Here is a 19,763-nt window from a genome sequence, read left to right on the forward strand (position 1 = left end):
AGACAATCCCCGCGTGCAGTTGAACCCGTGGGCGTTGACCGGTGTCCTTGTGGTCGCGGTCCCGACCTTCTACCTGGGGCATCGCTCGTCCCGGTTCGCCAGCACCACCCATGACTTCCTGGTCGCGCGGCGCACCGTGCGCTCCCGCCGCAACGCGGCGGCGATCTCCGGCGAGTACCTTTCCGCCGCGTCGTTTCTCGGCGTCGCGGGCATCGTGCTCAAGGACGGCGCCAACGGCCTGTGGTATCCGATCGGCTTCACCGCCGGATACCTGGCACTGATGCTGTTCGTCGCGGCGCCGTTGCGTCGTTCCGGCGCCTATACCCTGCCGGACTTTCTCGAGGCGCGGCTCGGATCGGTGGTCCTGCGCCGGTTCGCCACCGCGTTCGTGGTGTTCATCGGCGTGTTGTACCTGGTGCCGCAGCTTCAGGGAGCCGGGCTGGCGGTGAGCACGGTGCTGCCGGTGCCGCTGTGGGTGGGCGAGGTCGTGGTGATCCTGGTGGTGATGGGCAACGTGATCGCGGGGGGAATGCGCGCGATCACGGTGGTGCAGGCGTTCCAGTACTGGCTCAAGTTGTTCGCCATCGCGGTGCCCGCCTTCGTCCTCGCCGCGGTGTTCCTCGCGGGGCGCCAGCCCGGGCCGGCCGGTCCGCTCGACTCCCCGGCACCTCCGACGTTCTCGCAGGAGACCACGGTCGAGCTGCAGACCGACGTGACGCTCAAGGTGGACCGCCTGACGCCGGTCCGGGTCCGGGCGCCCGGTGCGACGTCCGACCACATCGAGGCGTGGGTCTCGGGAGCCACCGAACGTGTCTCCAACGGCACGAAGCTGACCTTCCCGGCCGGCACGCCGACACCCGTGGTCGTCGACGCGACCTCGGCGAACAGCGACTGGCTGCACCCGGGGTCGGGCGGGTTCCCCGACGTGCTGCAGACGTATTCGCTGATGCTGGCGCTGTTCTTCGGCACGATGGGCCTGCCGCACGTGCTCGTGCGCTTCTACACCAATCCGGACGGCAAGGCGGCGCGGCGGACGACCGTGCACGTGTTGCTGCTGCTCGGGCTGTTCTATCTGTTCCCGACGCTCCTGGGCGCGATGGCGCGGATGTACGTTCCACAGCTGCTCGTCAACGACCAGACCGATGCCGCCGTGCTCCAGTTGCCGTCCACCATGGTCTCGGGGCTGGGCGGGCAGATCCTCGGCGGGGTGACCATGGCGGGCGCGTTCGCCGCCTTCCTGTCGACGTCTTCGGGGTTGCTGGTCAGCGTGGCCGGCGTGGTCTCGACCGACGTGTTCAAGGGCCGGGTGTCGCAGTTCCGGACCGCCGCGGTGATCGTCGGCCTGGTCGGCGCGACGCTCGCGCTGGCCTTGCGGACCACGGATCTGTCGCTGAGCGTCGGTCTGTCCTTCGCCCTGGCCGCGTCGACGTTCGCGCCGTTGCTGGTGCTCGGGGTGTGGTGGCGGGGGCTCACCTGGCCCGGCGCGGTCGCCGGCATGGTGGTCGGGGGCGGGCTGGTGCTCGCGTCGCTGGCCGCGAACATCATCAGCGGCTATACCCGGAACACGATGCCCTGGTTCGTGGTGCAGCCGGGGCTGATCACGGTTCCGGCCGCGTTCGTGGTCACCATCCTGGGCAGTCTCGCCACGCGCGCCGGGCGGCCGGCGGATGTCAACGCGGTCATGCTCCGGCTGCACGCGCCCGATCCGCTCGGTTTCATGCGGGACCGCGCGGTGGCGCGCTTCGGGCAAGTCGAAGAAAAGGCCCGAACCCGGCGTGGTCGCCACCGTAAGTAACCACCTGAATGGAGTAGTTAACCACTCTTTTGGTGGTATACCCTGCGCCCGGGTGAGCGGCCGCTCCGGTGCGTGCACAGGACGGCGGGGATATTCCGACAGTTTGCACTCAAACGGGCAGGAATTTGTCCACGCTTGGTGGAGTCTTTCACCCGAAAGGATTAACAACATTGGGTGGTTGACCGGGCAAGATCTACCCGCATCCCCCCCACGGACAACAGAGCAACGCAGATGGAGGTCGTTCGGTGAGCAGTACGGACCAGGACCTGGAGACGGGTCCGGGTACTGATTGGGAGCAGGTGCAGGCGAGCGCCGAGTTCGCCGATCTGCGCCGGAGGCTTCGGGTCTTCGTCTTCCCGATGACCGTCATCTTTCTGGCCTGGTACCTCCTTTACGTTCTTCTGGCGGACTACGCGCACGGCTTCATGTCCACCAAGGTGGCCGGCAACATCAACGTGGGCCTGGTCATCGGCCTGTTGCAGTTCGTGTCCACGTTCGTGATCACCTGGCTCTATGTCCGGTACGCCAACCGGAAGCTCGACCCGGTGGCCGACAAGATCCGCGGTGAGATCGAGGGAGAGTCCGAGTGAAGCAGCTGGCCGCGGGCGTCGAGGGCAGCAACCCGACGCTCAACATCATCATCTTCGCGGTCTTCGTGGCGATCACGCTGGTGATCGTGTTCTGGGCGAGCCGCAACACCAAGACCGCGTCGGACTACTACGCGGCAGGCCGGGCGTTCACCGGTCCGCAGAACGGCATCGCGATCTCGGGTGACTACCTGTCCGCCGCCTCCTTCCTCGGCATCGCGGGCGCGATCGCGGTCAACGGCTACGACGGGTTCCTCTACTCGATCGGGTTCCTGGTCGCCTGGCTGGTCGCGTTGCTGCTGGTCGCCGAACTGCTGCGGAACACCGGCAAGTTCACCATGGGTGACGTGCTGGCGTTCCGGATGAAGCAGGGACCGGTCCGCGCCGCCGCCGCGGTCTCCACGCTGGTGGTCTCGTTCTTCTACCTGCTGGCCCAGATGACCGGCGCCGGTGGCCTGGTCAACCTGCTGCTCGGGGTCAGCGGGAACGTGGCGCAGGACGTCGTGATCGCGGTCGTCGGCGTGATCATGGTGCTGTACGTGCTGATCGGTGGCATGAAGGGCACCACCTGGGTGCAGATCATCAAGGCGGCGCTGCTCATCGTCGGCGCGCTGGCGATGACCCTGTGGGTACTCGGCAAGTACGGCTTCAACCTGTCGAACCTCATGCAGCACGCGGTGGAGAAGGGCGGCAAGACCGGCGAGGCGCTGCTCGGACCGGGCAAGCAGTACGGCAAGACCGGCACCACCAAGCTGGACTTCCTGTCGCTGGCCATCGCGCTGGTGCTCGGCACTGCGGGCCTGCCGCACGTGCTGATGCGCTTCTACACGGTGCCCACCGCGCGTGACGCCCGTCGTTCGGTGGTGTGGGCGATCGCCTTGATCGGCATCTTCTACCTGTTCACCCTCGTCCTCGGCTTCGGCGCCGGCGCGCTGGTCGGGCCGGAAAAGATCAGCAAGGCCCCGGGCACCACGAACGCGGCGGCGCCGCTGCTCGCGCTCCAGCTCGGCGGTCCGGTCCTGCTCGGGCTGATCTCGGCGGTCGCCTTCGCCACGATCCTGGCCGTGGTGGCCGGGCTGACGATCACCGCGGCTTCGTCGTTCGCGCACGACGTGTACGCCAACGTGATCAAGAAGGGCGCGGTCGACAGCAAGCTCGCCGAGGTGCGGGTCGCCCGGATCACCGCGCTGGTGATCGGTGCCGTCGCGATCATCGGCGGCATCCTGGCCAAGGACCAGAACGTCGCCTTCCTGGTGGCGCTGGCCTTCGCGGTGGCCGCCTCGGCCAACCTGCCGACGATCCTGTACTCGCTGTTCTGGAAGCGGTTCAACACCCGGGGCGCGCTGTTCAGCATCTACGGCGGTCTCGTCGTCACCATCGTGCTGATCGTGTTCTCGCCCGCGGTGTCCGGTGGCGCGAAGCCCATGATCAAGGGCGTCGACTTCCACTGGTTCCCGTTGGAGAACCCGGGTCTGGTCTCGATCCCGCTTTCGTTCTTCCTCGGCTGGCTGGGCACGGTCACGTCCAAGGAGAAGACCGAGAAGTACGCGGAGATGGAGGTGCGCGCGCTCACCGGCGCCCACGCCGAAAAGGCCGCCGCCCACTAGGGCAGTGGTGCGAGGCCGTCCCCCGGGCAACGGAGCCCGGGGGACGGCCTCGGTCCTTTATGGGCAGGGAACGCGCCGGGATGGGAGGATGGCCCCGTGAACGTGGAAGAGGTGCCCACCGCCTCCGTATCCGACCTGCCCGCCGATGGTGTCTCCCTGCTCGATGTCCGGGAGCACGACGAGTGGACCGCGGGACACGCGCCCGACGCGGTGCACATCCCGCTCGGTGAACTGCCTGCCCGGGTCGGCGAACTCGCCGACCTGCCCGACGACAAGCCGGTCTACGTCGTTTGCCGGACCGGCGGGCGCTCGGCACGGGCGACGGCCTGGCTGAACGCGAGCGGCTGGGACGCGGTGAACGTGGCGGGCGGCATGAAGTCCTGGCACACCGAGGGGCGGCCGGTCGTCGGCGACCGCGACGGTGTGCCGCCGGTCATTCTCTGACGAGTCCCATGCACGGTCAGGGTGAGTGGTGGCGGCAGCCGGGTCTCCAGCAGTTCCGTCCGCGTCCGCGGATGCGCTGGGTGGCATCCGTGCCGCACGGATACCAGGCCCGCCGGCCCCGTCCCGCCGAGCGCTACAGCGGCCCGCCCTCCTACCCGTTCCCGCCACGCTGGGGATTTCCGAACCTCACCTGGCGTGAGCCGACCACCGTGCCCGGTCTGGCGTCGGGTCTTCCGTCTTCGCTGGAGCGGGCAAGGCTGCTCGCCCGCAACGCCGTCACGGTGCTGGGGTTCCTCGCCGGCCTGGCGACCGCGGCCGCCGGGGCGGAGTTCTGGCGCTACGCGCTGCTCGTGATCAGCCGGAACTCGGCGCTCGACGAGGGCGTGGTGGGCATGTCCGACACGCTGGAGATCATCACCTCGCTGCTCACGGTCGTGTTCGGGCTGATGGCCCTGGCCTGCGTGCTGTGGTGGCTCTACATCGTGCGGTATGCGCTGGCCGAGGAGAACGGCCGCCGCCCGCCTCGCACCTCCTGGCAGATGCTCGTGGGCATCCTGGTGCCGGTGGTCAACCTGGTGATGGCCTTCTCGATCGTCGCCGAACTGGAGCACGCGGTGCTGAACGGTCCGGCGGACCGGCGGCCCACCCCGTCACGCCTGGTGCTGTGCTGGTGGGGGGCTTGGGTGGTCAACGAGGTGATGATGGCGGTGGTGCTTTTCTGGCGGATGCGAAGCGGTGTGCAGGCCGAAGCCGACGCCGTGCTGCTCGGCGGTCTGCTGGATGTTTCCGCCGCCGTCCTCGCCGGACTGACCGGGTTCGTCGTCTACCGGCTGAGCAGGCTCATCTCGCCCCTGCCGCCGCGCCGCCTCCGCCAGCGGCGGGTGCTCTCGGTCAACGGCGCCCCCGCTCCCCGTCTGCGCCAGGAACGCCCCCCGGGAGCCTCACGTTGAGACCGGCAGGGTCTTCAACCCACGGATGACGAATTCCGGGCGGCGCACCGGTGTCCCCGCGAGTGACAGGCCGGGCAGCCGGGTGAGCAGGGCACGCAGGGCGGCGGCGACTTCGATCCGGGCCAGTGGCGCGCCGACGCAGTAATGGATCCCCGCGCCGAACCCCAGATGCGGATTGGGCGAGCGGCCGACGTCGAACGTGTCCGGCTCGTCGAACACCGCGGGATCCCGTGCCGCGGCACCGAGCAGGGCGGCGATCTTCTCACCCTTGCCGACGCCGAATCCGGCGATTTCGACCTCCGTGGTCGCGGTGCGCTCGAACAACTGCAGCGGCGAGTCGTAGCGGATCAGCTCTTCGACCGCCGTCTCGACCAGACCCGGATCGTCGAGCAGCCTCCGCCACTGGAGAGGGTGCCGCAGCAACGCCCACACACCGTTGCCGATCACGTTGACGGTCGCTTCGTGCCCGGCCATCAGGACGAGGACACCCGTGGCCACCACCTCGTCTTCGCGAAGGTCCGCCGCGACCAGGTCGCTGATCAGGTCCGGCCCGGGCCGGACCCGCCGCTGGCGGGCCAGCTCACGCACGTATCCGGCGAACTCGGAAGCCGCGCGTTCCGCGGCGTCCCGTCGAGGCTCGGCCAGCCCGTATTCATACATTTTGACGATCGCGTTGCTCCAGGGCACGAGCCGCGGCCGGTCGGCCTCCGGCACGCCGAGCAGCTCGGCGATGACCGCCACCGGCAGCGGCTGGGCGAGGTGGTCGAGCAGGTCGGCGTCCCGGCCGCCGGCGATCTCCCCGGCCAGCTCCGCGGTCATCGCGTCGGCGAGCGCGGCCACCTTGGGCCGCAGCCGCTCGACGTGCCCGCGCCCGAACGCCGACGAGATCGCGCGGCGCAGGCGAGTGTGCTCGGGCGGTTCGCTCTCCAGCAGCGAGTGGCGATGGAGCAGGTTGAACGAGGCGAACCGCTCGGCCGGGAGCGCGTCGGTCCAGATCCGCCCGAGCCCGCGATGGCGCAGGACCGCCGAGGCCGCGCGATGCGAAACGGCGATGACCAGGCCGAGCCCGTCGTGCCGGTGTACCTCTCCGGTCGCGCGCAACCGCGCGAATTCGGGATAGGGGTCAGTGAGGAAATCCGGATCACGCGGATCGAACACCAGACCGACGATAGCCCACCCGTCTCCCACCGCCACCCTCAACGGAAGCGCTGCGCGCTGCGGTCCCGATCATGCGCGGGTTGTCCACCCTGGTGAGGGGCATGTCGCGCGAGCCCGGGAGGCGGTCGCCGACCGTCCCAGTATTCTCCTCGCATGGGTAAGGCCGCGCGGAAGAAGACCAAGGCGCCGAAGGTGCGCGACGTGTTCGTGGCACAGCCGTTCGAAGGGCTGGCCGCCGAGCCGGAGCTGATCGCCATGCGCGAATTCGTCCCGTCGGCGACCGTCAAACTGTCCCTTGTGGACGATCCGGGCCGCCGTGTCACGCTGGGCACGGTGCTGCCGATGGCGGCGGCCGCGCTGGTCCGTACCGGTGGCGACGTGTTCCTCGGCCTGCAGGTCCAGACACGCTCTTCCGACATCAGCCGTGACCTCGGCCGCGCGCTGCGCTGGGCCCTCGAGGCCGCCGAAGGCGACGTGCTGTCCGTGCCCGACACCACCAGCCCGCCCGCCGAAGGCGAGCGCCTCCAGGACCTGCTGGTCGCCGACGAAGAGTTCGACGTCCAGCTGCACGAGGACTTCTCGTGGTGGCTGCCCGAGGGCAGCGAGCCCGCGGCCGACGTGCAGCTCTCGCTGGACCGCGCGAACGAGGCCATCATGCCGACCGAGCGGCTCGGCCCCGGCTCTTACTGGGTACTGGCGGGCGAGAAGGCGCACCTGCGCTGGGTCCGGCCGGAGCCGGAGAACCGGCTCCTCCAGGCGCTGGCACGGCTGTCCGCGGCGGGCGAGCTGGGGTTGGGCGAAGGCTCGCGCTACGCGGGTTCCTTCCGCGCGCACGGCCTGCTCGTGCCGGTCTGGGATCTCGATGCCGAGGCGCACGCCCGCGAGTGGGTCGAGCCCGCGAAGCACCTCGGCGTCCGGTTGGAGACGGCGCTGGCCTCCCTCGACAACGAGCCGTTGAACGCGGCCGAACGGCGGGCCCGTGACGGCCTGGTCGGCCGCCAGCTCACCCTCCGCTGATCGCCGAAGCGCCGGCGTGATCTTCCACATCTGTTCCGCCGCCGACTGGACCGGGGAACGCTACCGGGCTCCGTCACTGGACACGGTGGGGTTCATCCACTGCTCCGATCTCGGCACGGTGCACCTTGCCGCCAACGCCGCCTTCGCCGGCCGGATCGATCTCGTGCTGCTGGAGATCGACCCGGCACGGCTCGACGTGCCCCTGCGCTGGGAACCCGGCGATCCGCCGCATCCGGCCGGAATCTGGTTCCCGCACGTCTACGGGCCGATCGGTGCCGACGCGGTGGTCGCCGTGCACGACTTCATGCCCGGCGCCGACGGCGTCTTCCTGCCGCCCGCGCCGGTCGCCAGGCCCTGACCGGACCTGACCGGATGTGCGTCCGGCGGACAATTCCGTGACCGGTTTCAACGTCGGCTGATCCCGGACGTCTTCAGAACGGAAGGCCAGGCAACCGGAGAGGGCCGGCATGCGTGAACTGGGCGAGGCGGACAGACCGGCGGCGGAGGGAGACATCGCGGTGACAGCCTTGCCCGCGGCGCTGTATGCCGCCCCGGTGGCACCGCCTGCCACCAGTCCGGCCGAGCTCACGGACTTCGGTGAGTTCGTGCGCGTCACGCTCCCCGGCCTCCTCCGCTATGGCCACGCGCTCACCGGAAATCCCCACGATGCCGCCGATCTGGTGCAGATCGTGCTGGAGAAGGTCGGCTCGCGGTGGGCGCACGTGCGGCGTAAGACCGGCGACCCGCTCGCCTACGTTCGCCGGTCGATGGCGAACGCGCACATTTCACGGTGGCGGCGCACGCGGCGGGAGAGCCTGGTCGCCGACATTCCGGACCGGACGGCCATCGCCGAGACGGATCCCTTCGAGCACGAGCCGCTCTGGCAGGCCCTCCGGGAACTGCCGCCGAGGCAACGCGCGGTCATCGTCCTGCGTTACTACGATGGACTGTCCGAAGTGGACATCGCGCGCACACTCGGGGTCACCCAGGGCACGGTGAAGAGCCAGGCCAGCAAGGCGATCGCGAGCCTGCGCCGGAAGATGGCCGAGGGGAGGGAACCGACATGAGTGCCGAAGACGAGGAACTGGCGGGGCGGCTCCGGCAGTTGTTCTCCGACGACGCGCGCCTCGACCTGCCGTCGCGACCGGACGCCGAGCAAGCCGTGGTGGCCGGAGCGCGGCGGAGGAGACGGCGCCGCGTCGCCGCGGCGACGGCCGGTGGCGCGCTGGCCGCGGTCGTGCTGGTCTCCGGGAGCCTGGCGCTCGCGGGTCTCCGGCCGGGAACACACCCGGCCTCGATACCGGCGGCGGGCCAGCCCGCGCTCGCCCCCTCGGCCTCCTCGGCACCGTTGCCCTTGCCACTGACGGCCGTGGCGCCCACCCAGACGCCCGCGCCGGGCACGGACCTTCCCGCGCCGGCCGCCACACCGGAAAACGGGCGTCCCACCGCGCCCGGTGTTTCGTCGTCACCCAGGGACACACTGTCCACGGGACGGGTCGTGGGGCCGCTCGGCTACGGCGGGCTCCAACTCGGTATGCCTCTCGCCGAGGCGGAGGCGACCGGGATGCTCGCCGACACCGGACGGCCGACATCGGGATGCGCCACCTATCCGCTGAGGGAGGGTTCGGCGGTCGTGTCCGGCGTCGTCATCTCGCCCACCCAAGGCATCGTCCGGTTTCAGGCGAACGGAGGCCGGACCCCGGAAGGCATAGGGATCGGCTCCACCCTCGACCAGTTGCGGAGTTCCTACCGGGACCTCATGAGGTCCCGGTCCTCGCCGGGCTATACCGCTTCGGCGGGCTCAGGCGGGGCGTACGTGTTCGCGGTGGACGACAGCGACACGGTGGTTTCCTTCCAGCTCACCGCTTCGGCCCCCGCCTGCTGACCCTCTTACAGGGCGCCGCCCGCGACCGCCGGCATGGTCGGGTCGGGACCGGTTTGGCCGACCGTCTCCCGGGCGAGGAAGTTCTCGAGTTCGAAGAGGTTGCCCTCGGCGCGCTTGACGACCGTGAGCAGCGTGGTCATCTGTGAGATTTCTTCGATCTGCTCCTTGAGGAACCACTGCACGAACTGCTCGCCCTGGTAGTCGTCCTCCGCGCGGGCCGTCTTGGCAAGGGTTTTGATGTCCTCGGCGACCTCTTTTTCGCTCTCCAGCGCGAGTTCGACGACGTCGGACACCTGGGAGAAGTCGTTGCGAACCTCGCCGGTGCCGGGGATTTCCACCGGATGGGCGGTGTCCATCAGGTACCGCACGATCGCGAGCGCGTGATTGCGTTCCTCGACCGACTGGCGGTAGAAGTGCCGGGCGAGCTGCGGCAGATCCTCGCCGTCACACCACACGGCCAGCGCCAGGTACTGCTGAGACGCGTTGAACTCGCTGTGTATCTGCTTCTGGAGAAGCTCGTGGAACTTGGAGCGGGGTTCGCTTCGCCTGATGCCCATGCGACCACGATAGGGAGTCCTCGTAGCGGTCTCCACCGGAGCGCTCCCGGCGCCGGGTCCTAGGAAGCTGTTCGCACGATCGCGCTCACCACGACGTCGAAGAGGTGGTCGGCGCGCGGCGCGTGCGAGGGTTGATCACCGAGCCACGCGAGCGCGGCGACCAGGTCGAACAGTTCGTCGCCGTCGATGTCGGTCCGTGTTGTGCCCTCGACCTGCGCACGGGTGAGGAGGCGAGCGCCTGCCGAACGCAAGGTGACACACGAGGCATGCAGCGCGGACTCAGGGTCCTCGATGGCGCTCGTCATCGCTTGCGTGACACCACGGTAGGTGCGCGCGTACGCGACGAAATCACGTAGCCACGACACCAGGGCGTCTTCGGGAGAGTCCGACTTCTCCAGTCGGGTCGCGTTTTCCGCCAGTTCGTCGAAGCCCGCGCGGAGCAGGGCGGCCAGCAGCGCCTCGCGCGTCGGGAAGTGACGGAAGAGCGTGGCGAGCCCCACGCCGGCCCTGCGCGCGATGTCGCGCAGCGACGCGTCGGCGCCCTGCTCGCTGATGACGGCACCCGCGACCGCGAGCAGGTGGTCGTGATTCTTCCTGGCGTCGGCGCGCATGCGGCCCCCTTGACTGTCCGGATCAGTGATCCGTATTATCGGATCACTGATCCGGATGATTGGGATCACTGATCCGTTAAGCATATCCCGTGCTGGAAGAAGGAGAAAACGATGTCGGCAGACACGATGAGGGCGGTCCGGTTGCACGAGTTCGGCGGCCCGGCGGTGCTGCGTCACGAGGAGGTGCCGGTGCCCGAGCCGGGGCCGGGCGAGGTGCTGGTCCGGGTGCACGCGGTGGGCCTCAATCCGCCCGACTGGTACGTGCGGGAAGGCATGCCGGGCGTGCCCGCCGATCTGCTTCCGCCGATCGAGCTGCCGCTGATTCCGGGGACGGACGTGTCCGGGGTCGTGGAGGCGGTCGCGGCGGACGTGGAGGACTTCTCGGTGGGGGACGAGGTCTTCGGCATGCTGCGTTTTCCCGGTTTCGGCGGTGCCGCGTATGCGGAGTACGTGGCCGCGCGGGCGTCGGATCTGGCCCGTAAGCCGGCGAACGTCGATCACGTGCATGCGGCGGGGGCGCCGATGGCCGGGCTGACGGCGTGGCAGTTCTTGATCGAGCTCGGGCACGAGGAGCCGAACCCCTTCCAAGCGGTGCCGCATCGCCCGGTGCCGATCGGCCCGGAGACGACGGTGCTCGTCAACGGCGCGGCCGGTGGTGTGGGGCATTTCGCGCTGCAGTTGGCGAAAACGAAGGGCGCACGGGTCATCGCGGTGGCGTCGGGCAGGCATGAGTCGTTCCTGCGGGAATTGGGCGCTGACGAGTTCATCGACTACACCAAGACCCCTCCCGAAGACGTGGCACGCGACCTCGACCTCGTTCTCGACACCCTCGGCGGACCCACCAGCGGCCGTTTCCTGCGCACGCTCAAGCGCGGTGGTGCCCTGTTCCCGGTCTATTTCGCCGAGTACGACGCCGACGAGGTCGCGAGGCTGGGCGTCACGACCTCGGTCGCCCAGGTCCGTTCCAACGGTGCGCAGCTTGCCGAACTGGGCCGGTTGCTCGACGCGGGCACGGTTCGCGTCGGCATCGACAGCACGTTCAAGCTCGCCGATACCCAAGCGGCGCACGAACGAGCCGCCCAAGGACACATCCAGGGCAAGATCGTGCTGACGGTCTCCTAGCGCGTGTCTCATAAGTCCGTGTTGGCGCACGAGGCGAGGAGGTGCGCGCGATCGCGCGCCTTGGAAAACACCGCTTAGTTCTCCGACCACTCCAAGGAGTTCGCTATGACGACAACGGCGGCTTTCGGCTGGGGAAGCAGCTACCTCACCGCGACGCCCGCGGGCGAGGTGAACATCGATCCCGAGGACCGGTTCGCCGTCCAGCAGACACTGGCGCGCTATGCCTTCGCCCTGGATCACGCCGATCTGGTGGCGTTGGAGAGTCTGCTGACCGACGACGCCACCTTCACGGTCACCGTCGCCGGTGAGGCCGGCCTCGGCCCGTTCGACGGGCGCGCGGCGATACTCGACCTGGTCCGAGAGTCGACACAAGCGCAAACCGACCAGCGACGGCACAACCTGGTCAACATGGTCTTCCGCAGTGCCGACGGCGACACCGCGGTGGTGTGGGCATACCTGATGCTCACGTCGAACGCGGGGGGACGATCGAGCGTGGTCACGACCGGCTTCTCCACGTTCACGCTGCGGCGCACCGGAGACGGGTGGCGTATCGCGAAGATCCTCGTCGGGATGGACAACGCCGGGTGAAGCCGGCCGGTCAGATCTCCAGCGCGGTCAGGTGAGCGCATCACGCAGGATCGGGCACGACATGCATCGCGGTCCACCACGGCCGGACCCGAGTTCCGAGCCCGCGATCGGGAGCACCTCGATCCCGGCCTCCTCGAGCCGGGCGTTGGTCTCCACGTTTCGTTCGTAACCGACGACGACGCCGGGGGCGAGCGCGAGCGTGTTGTTCCCGTCGTCCCACTGTTCCCGCTCGGCCGTGACGGGATCGAGGCCCGTGTCGATCACACGCAGTTTCTCGATCCCCATCGCGTCCGCCGCGGCCTGCAGGAACGGCTCGGGGCCTTCCACCCGCAACGATCCTTCGCCGTCGGGACGCATCGCGTAGGCCACCAGGGAATCGCGCGCCAGCGGGTACATCACCACCGCGTCACGATCGACCATCGTGCAGACCGTGTCGAGGTGCATGGTGGCGCGCGCCTGCGCGATCGGCACGGCGAGCACGGTGTGCGCGATGTGGTCGGCGAACACCGAGCGGGCCAGCGACTCCGCGCCCGCGGGCGTGGTGCGCTCACCGATTCCGACGGCCAGCACACCGGGGGCCAGCAGCATCACGTCACCGCCCTCGACCGGAGCGGAGTGTGCGCCGTAGGCGCGAGCGGCGTGCCGGAACCGCGGGTGGTAGGCGTAGACGAGATCGAGCAGCGCGGTTTCCCGCCGGCGCGCGGGCATGGCCAGCGACGAGATCGCCACCCGGTCGCCGATCCAGATCGACGAGTCGCGGGTGAAGAGCAGGTTCGGCAGCGGATCGACGGCGAAGTCGTGGGGGTGGTGCATCTTGCGCACCAGCGACGCGGCGGGAGCGCGCGAGGCGGGCAGTTCCTCGAAGGTGATGCCCGAGGTCAGGACTTCCGCCAGCGCTGCCGCGTCCACAGTGGACAGATCGGCGCGCAGGGAACCGGCCAGCTCTTCGCCGAGGCGCATCGCGTCGACGGCCGCGTGCACACCGGCCGCGTGTGCCCTGGCGTCGGTCAGCGCCTCGCGAAGCACGTCGGCGAGCAGTAGTACTTCGATTCCGCGGCCGCGCAGGACCTCGGCGAACTCGTCGTGCTCCTGCTGGGCCCGGTCCACCCAGGGGATCGAGTCGAACAACAGCTGGTCGTTGTTGCGCGGCGTCAGGCGCTTGAGCTCGTTCCCGGGCCGGTGCAGCAACACCGTCCGCAGCCGGCCGACTTCGCTGTCCACTCTCGGTGTCACGCTGTCTCCTCTGTGCTGCGAGGGGGTGTCACGTCTGCAGGCTACGGGAGCCAGGCGACGTGCCCACGGAGCAGCGTGTAGCCGACGAAGGAAAAGACGTCGAGCAGAGTGTGCGCGACGATCAGCGGCCACAGCCGGTTGGTGCGCTGCCACACCCGGCCGAACACCAGGCCCATGACCAGGTTGCCGACGAACCCGCCGAAGCCCTGGTAGAGGTGGTAGGAGCCGCGCAACACGGCCGCGCCGAGCAGACCGGAGTTCTCGCGGAACCCGAGTTGCCGCAGCCGGGTCAGCAGGTATCCGACGACCAGGATCTCCTCGGCCACGGCGTTCCCGGCGGCGGAGATCACCAGCGCCACCGGCCGCCACCACGTGTCGTCCAAAGTGGACGGTACGACCGCGAGGTTGAGGCCGAGTTTCCAGGCGGCGAAGTACAGCGCCAGTCCGGGGATGCCGATCAGCGCCGCGAGTCCGGCACCCCAGGCCGCGTCGCGCCCCGGGCTCGCCCGGTCCAGGCCGACGGCCGCCAGCCGGATGCCTCCGCGAACGAGCAGATACGCGCCCAGCGCGCCCCAGGCGAACAGTTGCACCGCGGCGAGCAACTGCGCCAGGAGGTCGAGCAGGTCCGCGGCGGCCCTCGGCGCGTTGAGCGCGACATGCTGCCTGTTCAGCGGCTCCGGACGCAGCAGCGAGTCGATGAGGGAGACCAGGCTCCTGGCCCCGGACAGGCCGAGGGTCACCGTGAAGACGATCAGTAGTTCGATCTTGAGACGGCGCCGCTCCGGCTCGCCGGTGACCGGTGCGGGCACCTGCGGGCGCTCGGGGCGCAGCCAGTCGCGGGCCAGGGATGTCACCCTGGCACGCTACCGTCTCCAGGTATGAAGATCGCCACCGCAGACCGCGTCGACCGGGCCGGTCTCCTGGAATTCCTGCGTCCCCGCCACCGCGCCATCCTGATGACCACCCGGGCCGACGGCACCCCGCAACTGTCCCCGGTGACGGCAGGCATCGATCCGGAGGGCCGGTTCGTCGTCTCGACCTATCCCCAGCGGGCGAAGGTCCGCAACCTCCGCCGCGACCCGGCCATCTCGGCCTGCGTGCTTTCCGACGAGTGGAACGGCGCGTGGGTGCAGATCGACGGGCAGGCCGAGGTCCTCGACCTGCCCGACGCGCTGGAGCCGCTGGTCGAGTACTACCGCTCCATCTCCGGAGAACACCCGGACTGGGACGAGTACCGCGAAGCCATGCGCCGGCAGGGCAAGAGCCTGATCCGGGTCACCATCACGCGCTGGGGTCCGATCGCGACCGGCGGGTTCCCACCGGAAGCCGCCTGAGAGGCGACGGGACGGTCAGCGTAGGCCCGCCAGGAACGGGCAGCCCAGCAGCCGTCGAAGCTCGCCCGCCAGTTCGGCCGGGCAGGCCACCGGTCGCGAGAAGGCGAGCCGCACGTCGTGGTCCCCCTCCGGGTTCTCCACCCGCAGCCGCAAGCCGAAGCGGTCGAGCCCGAGCGGCCGGATCCGGCCGTCGCGCAACTCCTCCGGCACATGCCGGGCGAGTTGTGCCATGACGTCCGGGTGGGCTGTCTCGAGATGGCGGAGCCACTCGGTTTCGTAGGCGTGGAACGGGTCCGGGGTGGCCGCGCTGACCATGTGCGGGCGAAGCGAGTGTGTCCCGTCCGCGTCCGCCAGCACCATCGAGGCGGGGGTCAGGCGCAGCAACCGTGTCCCGTGGCCGACGTCGAGGAGCCGGGGGTCAGGCCGCGTCTCGGCGATCGACAGCGCGCGAGCCCTGGCGGCGATGTCGTTGAGGGGACGGAGCCAGCCGGTGATCCACAGCAGGCCGCGCACCGTCTCGCGCAGTTCGACCGGCGCGGGGTCGGTCAGTTCGAGCATCACCGGAGTGTCTTCGCGGCCGGCGAGGGGATGTGACTCCGGAAGGAGGACGCTGACACTCCCGCTGGAGTGCACGTGATGCAGTCGCGGCGCCACCCGCTCCCCGGAGCCGGTCGGGACGAGGGTGGCGGGACAGTTTCGAATGGCGATGGTCCTGGCGCGCTCGGCGGGGCTCGGCGTGGGCGGGCGTCGGGTCTCGATCACGGGCACCTCCTGGTTAGGTGAGCCTAACCTGATGTCGGCGCCTTGGGAAGGCGTGCTCCCGACCATCGCCCGATCGGGGTGTCGTGGCCGTGTTCGTGCCCGGATCGACGCGGGGTGCCGGCAACGCGGCGCGCGAATCCGGAGAAAGCGGTGTTTTCCTGTGGAAGCGCTGACTCGCGGGAGGACCGGTTAGGCCAACCGGCCTAGCCGGGATATGTACGTCCACCGAACAGTTTTGTCCATATAACGTACGCTACTAGCGTGTCCCTTGTGTCAAGCGCTGTGGAACTCACGCCACCCGGCCCCCGTGGTATTCCTCCCCTGTTCGCACGGCTCGTGGACGACTCGGCCCTGTTCCCGCCAGGGGACGCGAAGATGCCCGAAGCGCTGCGCGCTCACTTCGCGACAAGAGCGGGGGAACACGCGGGCGTGCTCGGGGTGTTCCTGTGCCAGGCTTCGCGGCTGCCGGAGCTGATCACCGAGTTGATCAAGGTGAAGCCCAAGGAACCACTGCCGCTGTCGCTGATCATCGACACCGGGCTGGGCGGTGTGCCCAAGGCGATCTCGATCGTGGAATCGCGCAGCGAGCTGCTGTCGCTCCGGATGGTGGAAATGCCCGCCCCCTCCGATGTCGACGAGGTCTGGCTGGAGCGGGTATCGGAGTTCGTGCCCGAAGACGTGATCAGGGTGGTCGAGCCACGCCGGGGTGTGGGCTGGCTCGACGGGGTGCGCAAGGTGATCGAGCACGGCAGCTGGCCGAAGATCCGCTGTGGCGGGCTGTCGAGTGAAAGTTTCCCCAGCGTCGACGAACTCGCCGACTTCCTCGCGGTGGTCGGCGGTAGCCAGGGAGCGTCGTTCAAGGCGACGAACAGCCTCCACCGCGCGGTGCGGCACCGGGAGGACGAGACGGGTTTCGTCCACCACGGCTTCCTGAATCTGCTGGTGGCGGTGGCCCGCACGCTCTCGGGCGGCGACGTCAGGGCGGCCCTGTCCTCGACCGACGCCGCGGCTCTCGCCGAGGAGGCGAACGGGTTGTCCGAGCCTGCCGCGAAGGCGGTCCGTTCGCTGTTCGCCTCCTATGCTTCGGCAAGCTTCGAGGAGCCCGTCGCCGATCTCGAGGAACTCGGCCTGCTGTAGTGGCCGCCGAAGGGTCGCTGACGCTCGAGCGAGGTCTTGCCCTGCTCCAGGCGGTGGCGGACGCGGGCGGTGAAGCGGCGACCATCTCGGAACTGGCCGAGGCCGTCGGGGCGAGCCGTGCGGCCATCTACCGGCTGCTGACCCCGTTGGCCGCACGCGGGCTGGTGCGGCGGGACGGCAGCAAGGTCCGGCTCGGCGTCGGTGTGCTGCGGCTGGCCGAGCAGGTGCTGCCCCAGGTGCGGGAGGTGGCGCGGCCGATCCTGCGGGAACTGGCCGACAAGGCCGGGGCGACCGCGCACCTGTCGGTCGCCGAAGGAGATCAACTGCAGTCGATCGCGGTGGCGGAGCCGTCGCGGACGGATCTGCACGTCGCCTACCGGGTCGGCACTCGTCATCCGATCGGGTTCGGCGCGGCGGGCAAGGCGCTGGGCCTGCGCCAGGGCGGTCGTGGCTGGGCCGTCGCCCGTGGTGAGGTGCATCGCGGCACGTCGGGACTGGCGGCGCCGGTGCGGGGCGTGCCCGGGTTGCGCGCCTGCGTCGGGGTTCTGTCGCTGGGGCCGATCAACGCGGAGAAGGCCGGGCCGCGGGTGGTCGAAGCCGCCTCGGCGCTCGCCCGGGCGCTGCGCTGACCACCCGGCCGGCCGCCGGAAGCGCGTTCAGACGGCGAAAACCTGCCACAGCGCCGCGGCCGTGAACGCGGCGAAGGCGAACCCGGCACCCCGTTGCAGCAGCTTCGGCCGGATCCGTGCGCGCACCTTGTGACCGATGAACACCGCCACGGCGGCGACCGTGACCAGGGCGAGGAAGGCGCCCAGCGCGATGGCGAGCGGGTGCCCGTAGCGGGCGGTGAGCCCCGCGGTGGCCAACTGTGAGGCATCGCCCCATTCGGCCGCGAACAACACGCCGAACGACGTGATCGCGGAGCGCGCGAAGGCCACCGGTCCGGGCCCGATGCGGGAGGCGTCCTCTTCGCCGTCCGTGCCCGTGGAAAACCCTTCCCGGAGCAGCATGAACGCCCCGATGCCGAAGAGCGCCGCCACGACGGCGGCCACCACGGTCTTCGGCAGGAGAGTCAGCACGTGTCCGAAGACGACCGCGATCAGGCACTGCACGGCGAATGCGCCGACGACGCCCGCGAATACCGGCCAAGCGCGGAAGCGAGTGGTCAGAACAAGGGTGGCGACCAGTGTCTTGTCCGGTAGTTCCACGGCAAGAATCAAGGCGAACGCGCTGGTCAGCGCCAGTAGTCCGGTCGTCATCGCGGAAGTATCCACCCCTTTCACGGTAACGATAAAGGAGCTGTCGGAAAAAGGCCAGAAATGGGGGCCTCGAATCGTTTTCTTTGGTGGGTTCGGAGATTTTTTTCGGCGTGGCGAAACCTCTTTTCCCGTGCGCCGTGGCGAGCGGGACCTAGGTCCCGTCAAGATCAGGACCCCGGGACCTGACGCGGTGATCGATGCCAGGGGAGGCTGGACGGCGTGGATGTGCTTCAGCTGGCGCGATGGCAGTTCGGTATCACCACCGTCTACCACTTTCTGATGGTGCCGCTGACCATCGGCCTGTCCGTACTGGTGGCGGGGATGCAGACGGCGTGGGTGGCCACCGGGAACGAGCGCTATTACCGGATGACCAAATTCTGGGGCAAGCTGCTGCTGGTCAACTTCGCGATGGGCGTGGTGACCGGGCTCGTGCAGGAGTTCCAGTTCGGGATGAACTGGAGTGCCTACTCCCGGTTCGTCGGTGACGTGTTCGGGGCGCCGCTGGCGATGGAAGGCCTGGTCGCCTTCTTCGTCGAGTCGACCTTCCTCGGTCTGTGGATCTTCGGCTGGGACCGGCTGCCGAAGAAGGCGCACCTTGCCTGCGCATGGGCGTTTTCGCTGGCCAGCGTGGCGTCGGCGTACTTCATTCTGGCGGCGAACTCGTGGATGCAGCATCCGGTCGGGGTGCGGTTGGTCGACGGGCGTCCGAGGATGGACTCGATCTGGGCGGTGTTGACCAACAACACCGCACTGGCCGCGATCCCGCACACCGTCGCCGGAGCGTTTTCGGTGTCGGCGGCGTTCCTCGTCGGGGTCGCCGGATGGCATCTGTGGCGCCGGCGCGACGCGCATCACGATGTGTGGCGGGCTTCGCTGAGGCTGGGCGCGTGGACCGGTCTGGTCGCTTTCGCGGTGCTTGCCGTCACCGGCGACGCGCAGGGAAAGCTGATGTTCGAACAGCAGCCGATGAAGATGGCGTCGGCGGAGGCGCTCTGCCGAACCGAGCAGCCGGCGAGCTTCTCCATCGTGGCCGTCGGCGACGTCGCCAAGCAGGACTGCGAGGACGTCAAGACGTTCAACGTCCCGGCGCTGCTGTCCTTCCTCGCGCACGGTGATTTCTCGACGCGAGTGGACGGCGTGGAGGACCTGATCGGCCAGTACCAGGCGCGCTACGGCAGCAACTATCCCGATGATCCGGACCTCGGCGCGTTGGCGGGCAAGCCGATCGACTACACGCCGAGCCTTCCGGTGACCTACTGGGGATTCCGCGCGATGATCGGGCTTGGCGCGGTTTCCGCCGGTATCGGGGCGCTCGCGCTGTGGTTGACCCGCCGCGGCCGGATCCCGGACTCGAAATGGTTCCCACGACTCGTTCTGCTGGGCATAGCGGCGCCGTTCGCCGGGAACAGCGCGGGCTGGATCTTCACCGAAATGGGCCGCCAGCCCTTCGTCGTGGCACCCAATCCGTCCGGTGTGGACGGTGTGTGGATGTTCACCGCGCGGGCGGTCTCCCGGTTGTCCACCGGTGAGGTGTGGACCTCACTGATCGCGCTCTCCACGGTCTATCTCATCCTGGGCGCGGTCGAGTTGTTCCTGATGCGGAAGTACGTGCGCGGCGGTGTCGACGGCGTGCTGCCGCCCCGAAAACCCGGTCACGACAACGAAACCGACACGCTCGCCTTCGCCTACTAGGAATGCACGTGATGACCGAATCCGC

General features: G+C 69.2%; 22 protein-coding genes. 15 read left to right on the forward strand and 7 right to left on the reverse strand.

Translation table 11 applies throughout. The features are described from left to right. Window positions 1-13: 13 nt before the first annotated feature. The 5 genes from ACFSXZ_RS17470 (at window position 14) to ACFSXZ_RS17490 (ending at window position 5,383) form a co-directional block, all read left to right on the forward strand. Window positions 14-1,795 (forward strand): sodium/solute symporter, encoded by a 1,782-nt coding sequence (locus ACFSXZ_RS17470; protein WP_378266074.1) that lies wholly within the window; start codon window positions 14-16, stop codon window positions 1,793-1,795. A gap of 245 nt (window positions 1,796-2,040) precedes the next feature. Further along, window positions 2,041-2,385: a DUF485 domain-containing protein gene (locus ACFSXZ_RS17475; protein ID WP_378266075.1), complete on the forward strand. Its 345-nt coding sequence runs from the start codon at window positions 2,041-2,043 to the stop codon at window positions 2,383-2,385. Then, on the forward strand, window positions 2,382-3,989 hold the full coding sequence (locus tag ACFSXZ_RS17480) for a solute symporter family protein (protein WP_378266076.1): 1,608 nt from the start codon (window positions 2,382-2,384) through the stop codon (window positions 3,987-3,989). The genes ACFSXZ_RS17475 and ACFSXZ_RS17480 overlap by 4 nt, the downstream gene beginning before the upstream one ends. Window positions 3,990-4,085: 96 nt before the next feature. Beyond that, complete coding sequence (locus ACFSXZ_RS17485; protein WP_378266077.1) at window positions 4,086-4,433, forward strand: rhodanese-like domain-containing protein; 348 nt, start codon at window positions 4,086-4,088, stop codon at window positions 4,431-4,433. Window positions 4,434-4,441: 8 nt separating this feature from the next. Next, a complete protein-coding gene (locus ACFSXZ_RS17490) occupies window positions 4,442-5,383 on the forward strand; it encodes a DUF4328 domain-containing protein (RefSeq protein WP_378266078.1) in 942 nt (313 codons plus the stop codon). Here the strand turns inward: ACFSXZ_RS17490 and ACFSXZ_RS17495 are convergent. After that, a complete protein-coding gene (locus ACFSXZ_RS17495) occupies window positions 5,375-6,541 on the reverse strand; it encodes a cytochrome P450 (RefSeq protein ID WP_378266079.1) in 1,167 nt (388 codons plus the stop codon). The two genes, ACFSXZ_RS17490 and ACFSXZ_RS17495, sit on opposite strands and share 9 nt — an antisense overlap. Window positions 6,542-6,694: 153 nt before the next feature. Between ACFSXZ_RS17495 and ACFSXZ_RS17500 the strand changes: the two genes are divergently transcribed. The 4 genes from ACFSXZ_RS17500 (at window position 6,695) to ACFSXZ_RS17515 (ending at window position 9,443) form a co-directional block, all read left to right on the forward strand. Continuing rightward, window positions 6,695-7,558 (forward strand): DUF5926 family protein, encoded by an 864-nt coding sequence (locus tag ACFSXZ_RS17500; RefSeq protein ID WP_378266080.1) that lies wholly within the window; start codon window positions 6,695-6,697, stop codon window positions 7,556-7,558. A 16-nt stretch (window positions 7,559-7,574) separates the two neighbouring features. Then, complete coding sequence (locus ACFSXZ_RS17505) at window positions 7,575-7,916, forward strand: DUF952 domain-containing protein (RefSeq protein WP_378266081.1); 342 nt, start codon at window positions 7,575-7,577, stop codon at window positions 7,914-7,916. Between the two features lie 109 nt (window positions 7,917-8,025). Then, window positions 8,026-8,625, forward strand: coding sequence for a SigE family RNA polymerase sigma factor (locus tag ACFSXZ_RS17510; RefSeq protein ID WP_378266082.1), 600 nt, complete (start codon window positions 8,026-8,028; stop codon window positions 8,623-8,625). Beyond that, the gene (locus ACFSXZ_RS17515; protein WP_378266083.1) at window positions 8,622-9,443 is read left to right on the forward strand and encodes a hypothetical protein; all 822 of its coding nucleotides are present in this window, start codon (window positions 8,622-8,624) and stop codon (window positions 9,441-9,443) included. Before ACFSXZ_RS17510 ends, ACFSXZ_RS17515 begins: the two co-directional genes overlap by 4 nt. Before the next feature lie 5 nt (window positions 9,444-9,448). On the opposite strand, the gene ACFSXZ_RS17520 is transcribed toward ACFSXZ_RS17515, so the two are convergent. Together ACFSXZ_RS17520 and ACFSXZ_RS17525 are read right to left on the reverse strand one after the other, a co-directional pair. Then, complete coding sequence (locus tag ACFSXZ_RS17520) at window positions 9,449-10,000, reverse strand: ferritin (RefSeq protein ID WP_378266084.1); 552 nt, start codon at window positions 9,998-10,000, stop codon at window positions 9,449-9,451. A gap of 59 nt (window positions 10,001-10,059) precedes the next feature. Beyond that, on the reverse strand, window positions 10,060-10,680 hold the full coding sequence (locus ACFSXZ_RS17525; protein ID WP_378266085.1) for a TetR/AcrR family transcriptional regulator: 621 nt from the start codon (window positions 10,678-10,680) through the stop codon (window positions 10,060-10,062). A 42-nt stretch (window positions 10,681-10,722) separates the two neighbouring features. On the opposite strand from ACFSXZ_RS17525, the gene ACFSXZ_RS17530 reads away from it, so the two are divergent. Both ACFSXZ_RS17530 and ACFSXZ_RS17535 read left to right on the forward strand, forming a co-directional pair. Beyond that, window positions 10,723-11,733, forward strand: a complete 1,011-nt coding sequence (locus ACFSXZ_RS17530; protein ID WP_378266086.1) for an NADP-dependent oxidoreductase — start codon at window positions 10,723-10,725, stop codon at window positions 11,731-11,733. Window positions 11,734-11,838: 105 nt separating this feature from the next. After that, on the forward strand, window positions 11,839-12,321 hold the full coding sequence (locus ACFSXZ_RS17535) for a nuclear transport factor 2 family protein (protein WP_378266087.1): 483 nt from the start codon (window positions 11,839-11,841) through the stop codon (window positions 12,319-12,321). Between the two features lie 27 nt (window positions 12,322-12,348). On the opposite strand, the gene arcA is transcribed toward ACFSXZ_RS17535, so the two are convergent. Beyond that, a complete protein-coding gene (gene arcA, locus ACFSXZ_RS17540; protein ID WP_378266502.1) occupies window positions 12,349-13,542 on the reverse strand; it encodes an arginine deiminase in 1,194 nt (397 codons plus the stop codon). A 53-nt stretch (window positions 13,543-13,595) separates the two neighbouring features. Next, window positions 13,596-14,408, reverse strand: a complete 813-nt coding sequence (locus tag ACFSXZ_RS17545; RefSeq protein ID WP_378266088.1) for a CPBP family intramembrane glutamic endopeptidase — start codon at window positions 14,406-14,408, stop codon at window positions 13,596-13,598. A 24-nt stretch (window positions 14,409-14,432) separates the two neighbouring features. Between ACFSXZ_RS17545 and ACFSXZ_RS17550 the strand changes: the two genes are divergently transcribed. Further along, on the forward strand, window positions 14,433-14,888 hold the full coding sequence (locus ACFSXZ_RS17550) for a PPOX class F420-dependent oxidoreductase (RefSeq protein ID WP_378266089.1): 456 nt from the start codon (window positions 14,433-14,435) through the stop codon (window positions 14,886-14,888). A 15-nt stretch (window positions 14,889-14,903) separates the two neighbouring features. Here ACFSXZ_RS17550 and ACFSXZ_RS17555 read toward each other — a convergent pair whose 3' ends face one another. After that, the gene (locus ACFSXZ_RS17555) at window positions 14,904-15,650 is read right to left on the reverse strand and encodes a DUF2470 domain-containing protein (RefSeq protein WP_378266090.1); all 747 of its coding nucleotides are present in this window, start codon (window positions 15,648-15,650) and stop codon (window positions 14,904-14,906) included. Window positions 15,651-15,932: 282 nt separating this feature from the next. Between ACFSXZ_RS17555 and ACFSXZ_RS17560 the strand changes: the two genes are divergently transcribed. Both ACFSXZ_RS17560 and ACFSXZ_RS17565 read left to right on the forward strand, forming a co-directional pair. After that, window positions 15,933-16,787: a hypothetical protein gene (locus ACFSXZ_RS17560; protein ID WP_378266503.1), complete on the forward strand. Its 855-nt coding sequence runs from the start codon at window positions 15,933-15,935 to the stop codon at window positions 16,785-16,787. Then, entirely contained in the window at window positions 16,787-17,416 is a 630-nt protein-coding gene (locus ACFSXZ_RS17565; RefSeq protein WP_378266091.1) for an IclR family transcriptional regulator, read from the forward strand. The genes ACFSXZ_RS17560 and ACFSXZ_RS17565 overlap by 1 nt, the downstream gene beginning before the upstream one ends. Before the next feature lie 27 nt (window positions 17,417-17,443). Here ACFSXZ_RS17565 and ACFSXZ_RS17570 read toward each other — a convergent pair whose 3' ends face one another. Continuing rightward, window positions 17,444-18,046 carry a TMEM165/GDT1 family protein gene (locus tag ACFSXZ_RS17570; protein ID WP_378266092.1) on the reverse strand — a complete coding sequence of 201 codons (603 nt, stop codon included), beginning with the start codon at window positions 18,044-18,046 and terminating at the stop codon, window positions 17,444-17,446. A 219-nt stretch (window positions 18,047-18,265) separates the two neighbouring features. Between ACFSXZ_RS17570 and ACFSXZ_RS17575 the strand changes: the two genes are divergently transcribed. Continuing rightward, window positions 18,266-19,738: a cytochrome ubiquinol oxidase subunit I gene (locus ACFSXZ_RS17575; protein ID WP_378266093.1), complete on the forward strand. Its 1,473-nt coding sequence runs from the start codon at window positions 18,266-18,268 to the stop codon at window positions 19,736-19,738. Window positions 19,739-19,763: the final 25 nt, after the last annotated feature.

Source organism: Amycolatopsis pigmentata (genome assembly GCF_042684065.1).
Classification (GTDB): Bacteria; Actinomycetota; Actinomycetes; order Mycobacteriales; family Pseudonocardiaceae; genus Amycolatopsis_E; species Amycolatopsis_E pigmentata.

Excerpts from the sequence above, each read along its gene's own strand:
- ACFSXZ_RS17570 (WP_378266092.1), bottom strand. The coding sequence starts at position 18,046 with ATGACGACCGGACTACTGGCGCTGACCAGCGCGTTCGCCTTGATTCTT.
- ACFSXZ_RS17530 (WP_378266086.1), top strand. The coding sequence starts at position 10,723 with ATGTCGGCAGACACGATGAGGGCGGTCCGGTTGCACGAGTTCGGCGGC.
- ACFSXZ_RS17510 (WP_378266082.1), top strand. The coding sequence starts at position 8,026 with ATGCGTGAACTGGGCGAGGCGGACAGACCGGCGGCGGAGGGAGACATC.
- ACFSXZ_RS17520 (WP_378266084.1), bottom strand. The coding sequence starts at position 10,000 with ATGGGCATCAGGCGAAGCGAACCCCGCTCCAAGTTCCACGAGCTTCTC.
- ACFSXZ_RS17550 (WP_378266089.1), top strand. The coding sequence starts at position 14,433 with ATGAAGATCGCCACCGCAGACCGCGTCGACCGGGCCGGTCTCCTGGAA.
- ACFSXZ_RS17535 (WP_378266087.1), top strand. The coding sequence starts at position 11,839 with ATGACGACAACGGCGGCTTTCGGCTGGGGAAGCAGCTACCTCACCGCG.
- ACFSXZ_RS17500 (WP_378266080.1), top strand. The coding sequence starts at position 6,695 with ATGGGTAAGGCCGCGCGGAAGAAGACCAAGGCGCCGAAGGTGCGCGAC.
- ACFSXZ_RS17515 (WP_378266083.1), top strand. The coding sequence starts at position 8,622 with ATGAGTGCCGAAGACGAGGAACTGGCGGGGCGGCTCCGGCAGTTGTTC.
- ACFSXZ_RS17490 (WP_378266078.1), top strand. The coding sequence starts at position 4,442 with ATGCACGGTCAGGGTGAGTGGTGGCGGCAGCCGGGTCTCCAGCAGTTC.